This is a genomic window from Franconibacter pulveris (assembly GCF_056780215.1).
Map to the genome: position 1 here is coordinate 1,001,882 of NZ_CM165555.1, position 14,489 is coordinate 1,016,370.

The window sequence follows — 14,489 nt, forward strand, 5'->3', positions numbered from 1 at the left end:
GAAGAATTTGATAACGCACTGCAATTTTTGATGAGCATCACTTAAGTAACGAAATAAAAAGCAAAATGACAGCCACAAATGCCATACCAGGCGGCAGCTTTTTCATTTGCCGCCGCGCGCCAGCGCATCCGCGCCCTTCCCGGCAGAGCCTTGCTTTTCCTCTTATACTCGTTATAGCCCTACGGCGATTAAGGAGATCTTCCCTATAAAGCGTCACGATGACGATAACTATCAATGTGAGGCCCTATGTTGACGGAAACGCAAAAACAATTAGTGAAAGATACCGTGCCGGTGCTTAAAGAGAATGGCGTGGCGTTAACGGATTATTTTTATAAACGCATGTTGCGAAAGAACCCTGAGTTAAAAGAGGTGTTTAATATGGGGCACCAGCGCAGCGGGGCGCAGGCGAAAGCACTGGCGGGCGCCGTGCTGGCCTATGCGGAGAATATTGATAACCCTGGCGTGCTGGCGCCGGTCATTGAGCTTATCTGCCATAAGCATGTGAGCCTGAATATCAACGCGCCGGATTACGACATCGTTGGCGAAAACCTGCTGCACTCGATAAGCGAAGTGCTCACCATCCCCATGGATCATGAGCTGATTGGCGCCTGGGGCGCGGCGTACCAGGACCTGGCGGATATCTTTATCGCCACCGAGAAGAAAATCTACGAAGCGCACCAGAACACCGAGGGAAGCTGGCTCGGCTGGCGTAATTTCGTGGTGGATAAAAAGGTCAAGGAGAGCGCGGAGATAACCTCGTTTTACCTGGTGGCGAAAGACGGTAAAGCGCTGCCTGACTATAAGCCGGGGCAATATGTCACCCTGCGCATTTACGTTCCGGCGCTGGGCATGAAGCAGCCGCGGCAGTACAGCCTCTCCAGCAGCCCCGGCGATAACTACCTGCGTATCTCCGTCAAGCGTGAAGAGGCCCGCGCGCCGGGGCAGGACCCGGGCTACGTCTCCTCCACGCTGCATAAATCCATTAACGAAGGCGACACGGTGGAGCTGAGCGCGCCCACCGGCAACTTCTACCTGCTGAACCCCGATAAAGACAACGTGCTGATAAGCGCAGGGGTCGGCCTGACGCCGATGATCTCTATGGTCAACCATCTGCTGGCGGAAACCGCCGACCCGCACAGCCACCCGGGGCAAAACGGCGGCGAGGCGGCGGCGGAGCGAAATAAAAAGCAGATCTATTTCCTGCATGCCGCCCGCGGTTCCGACGTACACGCTTTGCGCAAGGAGATTAAGGCGCTCGCGAAAGAGAACCGCAATCTGCATGTGTTTATCGCGTATGAAGAGGTGAAAGAGCATGAGGTGCAGGGCGCGGATTACCATCTGCACGGGCGGCTCGATCTCACCGCGGTGCCGCCGTCGTATCTGCCGAAAACGGCGGACTATTATCTCTGCGGCCCTCTCCCTTTTATGCAGGAACAGCACCGCGCATTGATTAACGCCGGGATCCCACAGGCGCAAATCCACAGCGAGGCGTTCGGCACCGGCGGCGTCGCTTTCTGACAGACAATACAGGCCGGGGCTTGCCCGGCCTGTTCATTGCCCGATAAACCTTACTCTTTCACCGTTTCGCGATAGCGGTTTTTCCCCACCACCTTTCCCTTCGCGTCGTAAATGGTAAAGCTCACCAGAAGCTCGCCCGCCGCCTGCGGCGTGATGTTCAGCGTCTCAATCTTGTTCAGGCTGTCGGCGGCCAGCGTCCGGCGCGTCTGCGACGCCAGCAGGGTGCGGTTATTGTGCGTCACGGTCCACTTTAACGTGCACGCCCGGCAATCGGCGAAGGTGTCATTAATGGCCCACAGCCCAACGCTGCCGGGCTGGCCTTTTTGCCAGACGGCGGTCACCGGTTCGATGGAGGGCAGCAGCGGCTGATAGGCGCGCTGCAGGGCGTAATAGCCCGCCTTGGGCTTACGCAGGTAATCCACCACGCCCCAGTTTATCGAAGGCCAGGTCTCCACAAACATAAACTGGAACAGCGCGGTGACCGGCTGGTAACGCTGGCGTCGGTAGCTCTCTGCCGCCAGCGCCACCAGTTGCGCCTGGTACTGCTGGGTATTATGGATGAACGTTTCCAGGTTCTCGCCGCGCGGGATGTGGGCGAACTTAAAGGTCTGGAACGGCTGGAAGTTATGGTATTTCCAGCGCGTCCAGCCCGGGTCGTCCGCCGCCGTGGTGGCGGGCCAGCGCAGCTGCGGCGGAATAATGGTTTTCAGCGTCGCCAGGTCCGGCAACGCCTGCGCGCCGAATTCGGTGATGATGCCGGTTTTGGCGGGCGCCAGCATGTCGCGCATGGTGCCGAAATACCACCCCTGCCAGTAGTGCTCCTCGACTGCGGAGAAACGGTGGACGATGCGCGATGTGTCCTCCGCCAGCGCGTCCGCCACGCGCTCCGTCAACATCCGGTTGAGATCGTTATGCCAGTCCGGGAAGCGTTTTTCCATCCACGGCGAGTTCCATGGCGGCTCGTTGTGGCCGCCCCAGGCGATAATGGCCGGGGAGTTGCCAAACTGCGTCACCATCTCGCGGGTCTGGCGCGCGGCGTTGTCGGCAAACGCCTCGCTGTTGTTATACCCCCACTGGAGCGGCACATCCTGCCAGATCATCAGCCCCATCTCATCCGCCACCTGATAAAGCGGCCGTCCCGCCACGTGGCCATGTACGCGAATGGCGTTGGCGTTCATCGCCAGCACCAGCTGAAAATCGCGGCGATATGTTTTCGCCGTCATCTCGCTAAGCCAGGGCGAGCCGATGTAGTTGGAGCCTTTGATGAAAATACGTTTGTCGTTAATCCGCCAGCCCTGGTTATCGGGCATTTCCTGCGCTTTACGCAGCCCGGTACGGGTTTTCGCCACGTCCATCACCCCCTGCGCGTCGTGCAGGCTCGCCCGAATCTGGTAGAGATGCGGCTTGCCGTAGCCTGCGGGCCACCAGAGCTTCGCGCCGTCCATTGGCAGCGTGATTGTCAGGCGCTGCGCCGTATTGCCGGTGGCGTTGAGCGTCACGGGCTGCTCAAGACGAAAACTGTCGCCGGCAAAGTTAGCGGGGGAGGCCGTCAGGCGCAGCGTGGCGTGGCGGTTTTCGCGGGCGCGGTAAACTATCTCCGCCCGCAGGCGGGGTTTCTCCAGGCCCGCCTGCCAGTCGGGGCGTACGATGACCTCGTCAATCGCCGCGCCGCGGCTCAGGTGCAGCCGCACCGGCGCCCAGATGCCGCCGGAGTTGGCGTCCTGGCCCTGCGGCGACCAGGCGCCGCCGGGGCGCGTGTCATGCTGGTTCAGCACGCCCTTGACCATGTTTTTATGCAGCGGCCAGATAGTTTTTGGGTCCTCAAACGGGCTATCTACTTTCACCGCCAGCCGGTTATGGCGGCGCAACGCGTCGGTGGCATCCAGCGAGAAGCGCTGAAAATAGCCTTCGTGGCGGCCGAGCGGCTGTCCGTTAAGCGTCACATCGGCAAAGTAATCCACGCCGTCGAAGGTGAGCGTCGCCAGCGTATCGTCGCTAAGTTTCGGCAGGGTAAAGGCGTGGCGATACCAGAGCGCTCCCTGATGATCGCGTCCCGCGCTGTACCAGTTGGCGGGCACGCGCAGAGGAGACCAGCTGTCGTCGCGGGCTCGCACGCCGTCAAAGGCCGGGTCGTTGGCGTCATGGGCGCGCCAGTCGCCGGCAAGAGACCAGGTGACCGGCAGCGCGGTCGCCTGAGCGAAAGCGGTAACACAACACCACAGCGCAAGCGCGTAACGTCTCATCGCTTCTCCTCTCTTCGTTGCAGCCAGGCGACGACGCGGGTTTGCTCCTGGCGCAAAGCCTGTAACAGCTGGTTAAGGTGTGTCTCGCTCAGGGTTTTCGCGCCGGTTTCCAGCTGGCGCAGCAGCTCGCCCAGCCGGTTAAAATCAAGGGTGATGGCTTCGCCGCGCAGCTTATGGGCGGCGCGGCGCAGCGCTTCCCGATCCTGACCGGCGATAGCCAGTTCTATTTCCGCCACCAGCAAGGCTATTTCGCTACGAAAAATCGCCATCAGCTCGGTGACCAGTTGCGGGTCGCCGCCGCACTGTTCAAGCAGCGCGGCTTCCTCCGGCAGCCCTTCGTCCGCAGGCGTCGTTTGCGCGTTCGGCGCGCACGCAGGCGCCGCGGTCGCCGTCACGCGGTTAAGCTCAGCGGTCAGCGCTTCCCGCGTTATGGGTTTGGCGATATAGCCATCGAAGCCCATCGCCAGACAGCGCTCTTTATCGCCCTGCATGGCGTGGGCGGTCATGGCGATGACCGGCTGGCGCGCGCCCGCGGGCTCTTTTTCGCGCAGCAGCGCGATGGCGGTTTCGCCGTCCATGTGGGGCATTTGCAAATCCATCAGCACCACATCCCAGCGCGCTTCCTGCCACAGCCGCAGCGCCGCCGCGCCGTCGCCCACCGTCTCGCAATGGTGCCCCAGTTGCTCCAGCAGCCGGTTCGCCAGCCGCTGGTTCACCAGATTGTCTTCCGCCAGCAGAATGCGCAGCGGGCGCTGTGGCGTCTCACCTGGCGCGGGCTGGGGCGAAGCGGCGGGCAACGCGGCGGGCGCGGCGGGACGCAGCAGCGCACTGAGCGCCTGATGCAGTTCGCTCTGATCCACCGGCTTGTGGAGGTAATGGGCGATGCCGATGCGCTTAAGCGTGTTCATGTCGAAATGACGGTTCATGGAGCTCAGCATGATGATGCGGCTCTGTCGCGCCTGCGGCAGCACGGAGAGCTCCAGCGCCAGCGAAACGCCGTCCATGTCGGGCATTTGCGCATCCAGCAAAATCACCGGGAAAGGGGGCTGCTGCGACACCTGAACCAGCGCCTCCCGGGGGTTATCCACGCACTGGGGCGCGAGGCCCATGGCTGTCAGCATCGCGTTCAGCAGCCGCAGGTTGGTGGCGTTATCGTCCACCACCAGTACGCGCTCACCGCTGAAACGCTGCTCTTTGCGGTTGTCGCTGACGGAAAGGGCGCTTTCCAGCGCCAGCGAGAACGAAAATTCGCTGCCAAGGCCCGGCGCGCTGGTCACCTCAAGCAGGCCGCCCATCATGCCGACAAGCCGCGCGGAGATGGTCAGCCCAAGCCCGGTGCCGCCATAGCGCCGGGTGGTGGAGCTGTCCGCCTGGCTGAAGGCTTCAAATATCAGCTGCTGCTTCTCAGCGGGAATGCCGATGCCGCTGTCACGCACGCGAAAACGCCAGCGGCCCGCCCGTTTATCCGGCTCTATCGCCAGCAGCACTTCGCCCTGATGCGTAAACTTCAGCGCGTTGCTTAAGAGATTGGTGAGGATCTGGCGCAGCCGCACGCTGTCGAACCGCAGCACGTCCGGCACCTGCGGGGCGATATCCACCAGCAGTTCCACTCCTTTTTCACTGGCGGCGGGCATCTGCGGGCGGATGAGCGTCTGAATAAAGGGGCGAATAGCCAGCGCCTCCTCCTCCAGCTCAATTTTCCCCGCCTCGATTTTTGAGAAATCCAGGATGTCGTTGATGATGTGCAAAAGCGACTGCGCCGAACTCATGACAAGGGTCAAATAGTCGCGCTGCTCGGCGTTGAGGTCTGTTTCCAGGCACAGCTGCGTCATCCCCAGAATGCCGTTCATCGGCGTGCGAATTTCGTGACTCATATTGGCGAGAAAGGCGCTCTTCGCCTCGTTTGCCTGGCGGGCGGCTTTCGCGGCGTCAATGGCGATAAGCTCCGCCTCTTTACGCCGGGTTATATCCTGCAGCGTGCCGATAACGCGCTCCATTTCGCCGTCCATCGTGAGCGTGATCACCTGGCCGGAGAGCAGCATCCAGCGCCAGTGCCCCTGCGCATGCCGCACCCGGATCTCACACTCAAACACCGGCTGGTGGTGTTTGCGCGCCTTCTGCATCGCTTCACGCAGCACGGGACGGTCCTCTTCATGTACCAGCCCCAGCAGGAAGCGGGCGCTGTAATGCCACTCGCCGCGCGGCTGGCCTGTGAGCATCAGCAGCGCGTCGTTAACTTGCAAAATATCGGGCGTGACCTGCCAGTCCCAGATGCCGATATGAATGGATTCCGCCGCCAGCAGAAAATCGTCATGCAGCAACTGGCGGGAGTTCTGGGCCATGTCGAGCCGCGTAATGTCGGTGTGCAGGCTGACGATGCCGCCATCCGGCAACCGCTGGTGTTGCACAAAGACGCGGCGCTCGCTCGTCTGGCGCACTTCGCAATGGTTATCCTGGCGACAGTTGGCGACGATGGAGGCCGCCAGCGCCTGGCGACGTCCCGGCTCGGTATCGTAGGCGGCGTCAATAAAGCGGACCGCCAGTTCTGAGAGCGTGGCCCCTTTTTGCAAATGCGGCGCGATAGTCGGGTAAAAGCGCGTGATGTTTTCATTCCACGCCGCCAGCCGTTCTTCGGCGTCATAAATCATCACCGCCGCTGGCAGGGCGTTGAGATCGAACAGCGACGGGGTGTTCATGGCCGCGCTCCCGCCTGGTAGTGCAGCTCCGCCTGGCGGCGCAGATACTCAAGCCCTGGCGCAATCGACATCGCCCAGGCGGTCAGCACCTCTTCGTCGCACAGCGGGTCGCGTTCACGCACGGTATTGAGCATCGCCTGGCGCCACAGCGCGAAGAAGCCCGGCGGTAGGCCAATCCCGCCGCTGCCCTGGTCGCGGGCCAGGCTTTCGAGAAAGTCTGGCACGAACAGCGAGCCGTCCACCGCCAGCATGGCGAAAAAGCTTTTATGGATAAGGCGGCGCAGGTCATCAGCGTTCACCGCCTGGAAATGGCGCTCCGTTTCCGGCGACATATGGATGAATTTCTCGTAAAAGGCGTTGAAAAAGGGCGTTTTGTCATCCTGCGGAAAGACCCGGCTCAGGCTTGCGTCAAACAGGTCGCGGTAGAATTTCATTTTCTGGCCTCCGTACGGCGCTCGCCCGGCAGGCAGAGGCCCGGCGAAGTAAACGTGTCCTGCGCCCGCAGGCTGAAGTAGCTGTCGCTTTCGATAAGCCCGCTGCGCAGCAAAGGGCCGCCGTGCGCCTTATAGAAGAGCGCTTCCAGCACCGTGGCGTTGGTGGAGAGCGTCACCATGCGGTTGTAATCGCCGGTCGCTTCCACCCGGCCTTCGTACCAGCCGCGCTTGTCGTCGAACATCCGCTGCGTGACGCGCATCAGGGCGTCGGTATAAGGGGTTTCCCAGAGCGCCCACAGCGCGAACACCGCTTTGGTGGTGACCTGCGCCCGGCGCGGGTAATACTTGCCGTCGTCGCCAAGCGTATTCCAGGCAAAGCCGTTGCCCCAGACGGTGTCGGCAACGTGCCAGGGCGCTTCGCCGACAAAATAGTCGGCGCGGGCGGTCAGCACCTTTTCTTTTTCCCAGCGGGTTTGCTGGGTGAGATAGACCCGGTTCGCCCGCTCGCGCAGCGACTGACTGATTTCGTCGTTGATGCCGGGCGGCTGCCAGCCGAACTCCAGGCCCGGCAGCATGTAAGGCAGGGTGGAGATAAGCGAAGGCTGCCAGGTGGTGCGCGGGTCGCGGGCGTCTACCGCCAGCGCGCGCTGGTAAATGATGACGTTCTGCGAAGGTGGGTTCAGCGCTTTTTGCGGGTCGAATCCCCAGAGGCGAAACGCGCTGGCGGCATACTCGCTTTCGCCAAGACGCAGCTCTTCGCGAAGCGTCGGCGCGCCTTCCACCAGCATCGATGACCACAGCTCCCCGTGCTTATCGACAACCGGGCAGAAATTCCAGCGCAGTACGATGCGCTCAAGGTACTCCTGATACTGCGGCGCCCAGTCGGCGGTAAGGCGCAGCGCCAGCAGCAGGCGGGCCATATCGCGGGCCGACCAGCCGCTTTTCACCGGCTTGCCGGCGAAATCGACCAGGGTGGCGGACTGGGTGGAGTACATTCGCCCCGGCGTGCGGCTGTCTGAGAGCATCAGGCGGTTGAGCGTGCCGAGCAGGCGCGTCAGACGGTCGTCAAACTCCGCCTCTTTCACCAGCCCCAGCTCACGGGCGGCGAGCAGCGCAATCAGCGTATCGCCCATCTGCCAGAGGGTAACGCGCGGCTGCTGGTCGCTGCCGTTCACCAGCCCCGTCTGCGGCTGGGTGTTATTGACGAAGTAGCGCCAGGCAACCGCGGCCCACTCGCGCTCCTGCGGCGTCAGGGCGCTGATGCGCGCCGTGGTGTGCCAGCCTCCTTTGGTGAGCCAGCGCCAGCCCGCGCCGTCTCTTGCGGCGAACGCAAAAGCGAGCAGGGCTATCAGGAGCGCCAGCAGCAGCAGGCGGCTTACTGTTTTAAGCATGAGGCGGTCACCGGAGGCAATTTGACAGGCGCGTCGTCCTTACAGGAGGCGCACTGGCACGCCTGGCAGGAGGGGGCTGCGCGCAGCGCGGTGCCGGTCTGCTCGCACCAGTTCTTCACGCCCGGCGTCGGGTCGATAAAGGGACGGTTGCGGCGGGTGTTGTTCTCCTCAAACAGGTTGACCAGCTTTTTCTCCCACAGCGACGGGGCGAAATCTTTGTTTTTGGGCTGGTTGGTGTTAAAGCGCAGCAGCTTGCCCTCTTTTTTGAACAGCAGCGCCTCCATCATGATGCCGTTGTTGTTGGCGGTGAACTCCTTGATTGGGCCGTCGCCGTTTTCATACAGCCCTTCGTAGTAGCCAAGCCCTTGCTGGCTGGCGTTTTCAATGGTGGTCAGCAGGCGATCGGTGTAGGGCGAGTCCCACAGCGCCCACATGCCCAGCGCCGCTTTCAGCGACACCGCCGCCGAATTGGGCACGTACTGGCCTTTATCGGTAATGGTGTTCCAGTTAAAGCCGTCGCTGAAAACCGTGTCGTAGACAAAGTAGGGCGATTTATCGAGCTGGTGCTCGGAACGGGCGGTTAAAATCCCGGTAATGGCGTAACGGTTCTCCTGCGCCTGATAAACGCGATCGGCGAAGTTTTTCATCCAGGGGTGGGTAAAGTTACGCGGGCTGTCGTCGCGGTCGGTGGGGTTATCAAACCCAAGCTCCAGCCCGTGCAGCAGATAAGATTCGGTAACGACATAGTTATGCTGATAGGTCTGGCGCGGGTCGCGCGAGTCATAGGGCACCATCACGCAATAGATTTCCGCCAGATCGTAAGGCTCCGGGCGGTTAGCCTGGCAGGTGTTGAAGCCCCAGAGCTGGTAGCCCGCCGAGGCGTACTCTTCATACCCCAGCCGTCCCTCCTGCACATATTTCGGTTTGCCGTTTTCAACTACCGCGCCGTAGAGCGTGCCGCAGGGGTCGACGACGTGGGAGAAGTCCCAGCCGAGCACGATGTTATCCACGCTGTTGCCATATTCCGGGTAGCGCTCTTTGATGATTTTCAGCCACAAGAGCATGCGGCCGATATCCAGCGCCGAAAAGCCGATATCGCCGGGCTTGTTCAGGTAGTTCACCTTTTGCCCGTTGATGGTGTTGTAGGCTTTGTTCGGCAGCTCGTTGTTATAGAGCTGGATGGTGTTGAGCGTGGCGAGAATTTTCAGCATGCGACGGTCGAACTCCGCTTTATCAATAATGCCGAGCTCGCGAGCTGCGGTCATGGCGGCAAGATACGAGGCGCTGTCCCACATGGTGGTGGACGGGTATTTGTTTACCGCGTTCACAAGCCCGGTAGTCGGCTGATAGTTGGCGACGAAATATTGCCAGGCGTTTTTCGCCATCGTCATCTCCTGGGCGGTGAGCTCGCCGCTGCGCACCGGATAGCCGGAGGCGGGCAGCTCCGTTGCGGCCTGGGCGCTGCTTAACAACAGACCGAGCGCCGCATAGCCGACCCACCGGCGAAACAGGGACAAACAGTTCAGCTTCATGGCGTAGCTCCTGCAAGAGAAGAGGGGCGGGGCGGGGTGTCGTTCAGGCAGGCCAGGCACAGCAATTGGCCATGCGCGATGAAGGAGAGGCTCTCCAGCACCACCGCGTTCGTATCCGCATCAATGACGTTATTTGTGCTGTTATTCAGGTTCAGCCCGCGCTGCCAGCCTTTGCCCGGCACCTGCAGCGCCTGCACCTGCTGGCGCAGCGCCTCGCTCCAGTCGTTGCGAAACAGCGCATACCAGGCGAAGGCGGAGCGGGTTGAGGTGATGGCGCGCTGCTCCGGCGGCATGTCGCTTAGCAGCGGCTCGTTAACCGGTGGCTGATTGGGCCGATCGCGGGTGTAATCGGGCGCCGGTTCGGCATAGTCGGTGCTGATGGGCGGCTTACGCACCCGCAGGCTGTGGCGGCGCTGCTGAATCTGCATAATGCGCCAGGCGATTTCGCCGCTCTGCGCGTCAAAGCCGCGCTCAAGGCCGGTGAGCAGATAAGGCAGGCTCACCAGCGATGGCTGACGCCCCCACGGCGTGCGCAGCCCCTCGTCCGGCACCATGATGCCGTCGATATCCATCATCTGCTGGCCCTCGGGCGGGTTGGTGACGGCAAGCCCCGCCGCGCTGTCGATAAGCCGCAGCGTATGGCTGGCGTAAAGCCTGTAGCCGAAGCTGTTGCGCGGTTCGTCCGTCGCCAGCGTCCAGTGGCGCACCGGCAGGGAGTCGCGGGTGGTTGCGCTGGTGGTGATGAGCGCGCCGGTTTGCCACTGGCTGAAGAGATCCCGCACCTCCGCCGCATGGCCCGGATAGCGCCAGAGCAGCGTTTCCAGCGCCATCAGCAGGCGGCCCATGCCGATGGCGGAGCTGTCGGGCTTGCCGAGGATCGTAAGCGTGTCGGCGTGGTAATAGGCGGCGGGCAGGCCCTGCGCGTTCAGCGGCAACTGGCCCAGCGCGAACAGCGCGGCGGTGATGCGTTCGTCAAATTCCGCCTGCGTGATGACATCAAGCTGGCGGGCGGCGAGCGCGGCGAACAGGTAGCTGCCGGTGCTCCAGAGGTTCAGCCAGGGTTCGCCGTCATGGGCGTTGGCGAGGCCATTGGGCTGCGTGTTGTTGACGAAGTATTGCCAGGCGACCCGCGCCCAGACCGCTTCGTTGAAGTTCAGTTCGCGCGGCGCCGGCAGCGGCGGGAAATCTTCGCTCAGCGTCATGCCCGCGCTGCTCTCCACGCGAGTCGGCATCTGCCGCTCCACCCAGACCACAATGGCGAAGCCAAGCAAAAAGCCGAGCAGAATAGTGATATAGCTGCGGGCGCTCAGCAGCGCCTCCCGGGTTTTCATGACGAGGCCTCCTCGTCGGCAGGCGTCCACATCGCCGCGAGAATAAGCGGCAGCATGGCGGCGATATTCACCGCGCCCCAGAAGATGTTAATCACATAGCCCGACGGGTCATCCACCTGGCCGCGCGCCACCTGAACGCCGCCCCAGATAAGCCCGGCGAGCGTCAGCGCCACGATGGCGATTTGCGGCTTCACCAGGTAGAGAAACCGCCCGGTCTGCCGCTCTTTCGGCGTTACGTGGAACTTGATCTGCTCCCCCTTGAGCACGGTGTTCAACGCCCGCAGGTTCATGGAGAAAAAAGCCAGGTACGAGGCGCGCCCATCCCAGGCGGAGATCCCCCATGTGCCGAACATAAACGCCAGTTCGGAAACAATAAAAAAGGGCAGAAAGTGAAGGTAAAACGGCGTCGACCAGGCGGAAACCGGCGGGATCCCGGTAAAGAGGTAGACGATCGGCGAGATCAGAAACACCGTGTTCCAGACGCAGGCGAGATAGGACCAGAAGGTGGTGCCGTACATCAGCGTTTGCGGCAGCGAAAGCTTAAAGCGGCGGCGGCTGAAGATGTTGTCGTGAAACAGAATATCCAGCGAGCCTGCGGCATATTTGAAGCGCTGGATTATCCAGGTCAGCATATCCTGCGGCGAGAGCATCTTCGATTCAATGCGCGGGTGCATGACCGAGCGCCAGCGGCGCGCGTCGTCGCCGTGCAGCACGATGGAGGTATAAATATCTTCCGAAACGTGAAATTTATAGGGCGTCAGCTCGGTGTCAAACGCCACGTGCGGGCGCATGGCCTCCTGCAGCGCTTCGCGCATCGCCGGGTCCTGGATGTCGCGGGTGTGGCGCTCAATCTCCTCTTCCACATTCCACACATAGCTTCTGAGCGCCGCCTGCATCACCGCCTCGCGACGGTGGACAGAGGCCGCGCCGCAGCAGAAGGCGGCGTTCGCCCAGTTGCGGCGGCGCAGGATAACGTCGTAGAACATGCGCGGATCGTTAAAAAACGGGTCGCGTCCGAGCGTGACGGGGCCGACGATTTTCTCCAGCGTCCAGCCCAGCGCGTAGCCCGGTTTGCCCGTCCGACGGGCCAGCCAGCGCGGCAGGCGTTCGCCTTCCGGCAGGTCGAAGAACCACTGCGGCGTCTGCACCCACGCGACATCCGGGTCGCGGAAGTAACCCAGCGTATGGCTGAGCAGGGTAGGAAAAACGCGGGTGTCGGCGTCGCAGATAACCAGAAAGTCGCCATCGGTCTGCTCCAGGCCGTTTCGCAGGTTACCCGCTTTGTAGCCGATGTTGGTTTGCCGGGTGATGTAATTCACCCCCTCTTCGTCGCAGACCGCTTTCATCTCCGGCCTGCGGCCGTCATCCAGCACGTGTATGCGATAATCCAGCGGAAAGGGATAAGCCATTTTCAGCGCGTCGCGAATGGAGAGCCGCACCAGCTCTACATCTTCGGAGTAGGTGGCGATAAAGAGATCAACCTTCACCGGGCGCGGCTCGGTATGGTCCTGCTCCGCGAGGCACTCGTTGATATCGGCGGGCGGCGCGAGCTGCGGCGGGTCCACCTCTTTCCACAGGTTGATAGTAAAAAGCAGCGTGCCAATCCAGGCGAGGGTTTCCGCCAGCGCCAGCGGAATGGCGTACCAGAGGGCGTCCATATTCAAAGAGGACATCCAGCGCCAGCGAATATAGTTAGCGCCAAGAATAAGCCCGGCCACTGCGAGTATTTGCCAGGCGATTTTCACCCAGCGCGGCGTTTGCAATGGTTCAGGCGGCAAGCGTGATTCAAATCGCGAGAAATAAAACCCCATAGCCACCGGTGTCCTGATGTTTTAATAATTCATGGAGAAATAATTTGCCAGAGCAAATGTTCATCCTGTCCGTGTTTAATAAAACTGATGAAAATAAACCTAATAGTGAGTGTAGATGGCTGCCGTTAACTTTCCAGAAACGCTAATCAATTTGAATTTTCAGTTTTGCTTTATTTAATGGTTAGCAGCGCTAAAGGATATATTTTTTTCTTTTTAAAACAGCGTGAATTTTGCCGTTAAAAGCGAACTGAGCTATTAAATTATATCCCGCATCGTTTTTTTGAGGCCTGCTGATCGCCATGTCCATAAGCCAGACTGCACCTTCGCTTGCGAAAGAAAGGCTGATGAAATCAACGCCATGGCGCTATTCCCTGGCGGACAAACGCGATTTGCGCATCGATTTTATGCGCGGCATCGCGCTGGTGATGATGGTGGTGGCGCATACCGAGGTGATGTCGGTATTTAATATATTTACCTGGGAACGTTTTGGTTTAACCACCGGGGCGGAAGGGTTTGTCATTCTTTCAGGCTTTATGTTGGGAATGCTAAACCGCCAGCGTTTGCAGAAAGCGTATTTATTAACGGTATCCTGGGGGCTCTGGCAGCGGGCGTGGAAAATATATCAGGTAAATATCATCATCATACTTTCCATTTATCTGTTAACGCACCTGCCGTTTATTAATACTTTTGAGGTCACCCATTTTACCGACCGCTACTCCGGCGCCGCCTGGGCGCTTTTTCCCACCACGCCGCAAATTAAAGAGACGTGGTTTAACATCGTGCTTTATTTGCAAATCGGCCCACACCAGACGCAAATTCTGGGGCTCTATATTTGCCTGCTGTTGGTCAGCCCGCTCTTTTTATGGCTATTGATTAAGCGTAAAGCGGCCTGGCTGCTCGCCGGGTCGCTGGCGGTCTATTGTCTCTGGCAGCGCTGGCCGGTGCGCGTCACCGTTTCAGAGTTTGAGTTCGCCTTTCCGCTGCTCGCCTGGCAGTTTATCTACGTTATCGGCATGACCTGCGGCTGGTACAAGGCGGAGTTGCTCTCTCTTGCCCGCACGCCGCCGGGCAAAATCACGGTGGGCGTGCTGGTGGTTATCGCCCTGGCGCTCGCATTCGTGGCGCAAAACCATACCAACCCGTTTATGCCGCCCGCTTTGCTGATGCACGTTATTTCGCCTGCGGATTTCAACGCGTTTTACCACACCTGGGCTGCGAAAAACGGCCTTGGCCCGGTGCGGGTGCTGAACGACATCAGCCTGATGGTGGCGGTCTACCTGCTGCTCACTTATTGCTGGACGCCCCTCTGGCGCGCTGCCGGCTGGTTCTTTATCCCGCTGGGGCAGCATTCGCTTTACACCTTTATTTTGCATGTGTACGTGGTACTGGCGGTAAGCCAGGTGGTCACTTTTGATTTATGGCGCGAAGCCTGGTTCACCAACACGCTGGTGCATGCTGTGGCGCTGGGCGTGCTGTGGTTAATGGCGAAATATGACGTCGGCGCGCGCTGGATACCCAACTGAGGGAAAAGAG

General features: G+C 60.6%; 9 protein-coding genes. 2 read left to right on the plus strand and 7 right to left on the minus strand.

Annotation, left to right across the window (positions count from 1 at the left end; genetic code table 11):
• Positions 1-246 precede the first annotated feature (246 nt).
• On the plus strand, positions 247-1,518 hold the full coding sequence (locus ACU4F7_RS04775) for a globin domain-containing protein (RefSeq protein ID WP_481638140.1): 1,272 nt from the start codon (positions 247-249) through the stop codon (positions 1,516-1,518).
• 50 nt (positions 1,519-1,568) lie between these two features.
• Here ACU4F7_RS04775 and ACU4F7_RS04780 read toward each other — a convergent pair whose 3' ends face one another.
• Genes ACU4F7_RS04780 through ACU4F7_RS04810 form a run of 7 tightly spaced genes read right to left on the minus strand, consistent with a single transcriptional unit; the run spans position 1,569 to position 12,956 of the window.
• Complete coding sequence (locus ACU4F7_RS04780) at positions 1,569-3,761, minus strand: glycoside hydrolase family 2 protein (RefSeq protein ID WP_481638141.1); 2,193 nt, start codon at positions 3,759-3,761, stop codon at positions 1,569-1,571.
• On the minus strand, positions 3,758-6,457 hold the full coding sequence (locus tag ACU4F7_RS04785; protein ID WP_481638142.1) for a hybrid sensor histidine kinase/response regulator: 2,700 nt from the start codon (positions 6,455-6,457) through the stop codon (positions 3,758-3,760). Before ACU4F7_RS04785 ends, ACU4F7_RS04780 begins: the two co-directional genes overlap by 4 nt.
• Positions 6,454-6,891: a globin gene (locus ACU4F7_RS04790; RefSeq protein WP_029590893.1), complete on the minus strand. Its 438-nt coding sequence runs from the start codon at positions 6,889-6,891 to the stop codon at positions 6,454-6,456. Before ACU4F7_RS04790 ends, ACU4F7_RS04785 begins: the two co-directional genes overlap by 4 nt.
• Positions 6,888-8,282 (minus strand): DUF3131 domain-containing protein, encoded by a 1,395-nt coding sequence (locus ACU4F7_RS04795; protein WP_481638143.1) that lies wholly within the window; start codon positions 8,280-8,282, stop codon positions 6,888-6,890. Before ACU4F7_RS04795 ends, ACU4F7_RS04790 begins: the two co-directional genes overlap by 4 nt.
• Entirely contained in the window at positions 8,267-9,814 is a 1,548-nt protein-coding gene (locus ACU4F7_RS04800) for a DUF3131 domain-containing protein (RefSeq protein WP_481638144.1), read from the minus strand. Before ACU4F7_RS04800 ends, ACU4F7_RS04795 begins: the two co-directional genes overlap by 16 nt.
• Positions 9,811-11,145 carry a DUF3131 domain-containing protein gene (locus ACU4F7_RS04805; RefSeq protein ID WP_481638145.1) on the minus strand — a complete coding sequence of 445 codons (1,335 nt, stop codon included), beginning with the start codon at positions 11,143-11,145 and terminating at the stop codon, positions 9,811-9,813. The genes ACU4F7_RS04800 and ACU4F7_RS04805 overlap by 4 nt, the downstream gene beginning before the upstream one ends.
• Entirely contained in the window at positions 11,142-12,956 is a 1,815-nt protein-coding gene (locus ACU4F7_RS04810; RefSeq protein ID WP_481638146.1) for a glycosyltransferase family 2 protein, read from the minus strand. Before ACU4F7_RS04810 ends, ACU4F7_RS04805 begins: the two co-directional genes overlap by 4 nt.
• A 344-nt stretch (positions 12,957-13,300) precedes the next feature.
• On the opposite strand from ACU4F7_RS04810, the gene opgC reads away from it, so the two are divergent.
• The gene (gene opgC, locus ACU4F7_RS04815; protein WP_414842460.1) at positions 13,301-14,479 is read left to right on the plus strand and encodes an OpgC domain-containing protein; all 1,179 of its coding nucleotides are present in this window, start codon (positions 13,301-13,303) and stop codon (positions 14,477-14,479) included.
• Positions 14,480-14,489 lie beyond the last annotated feature (10 nt).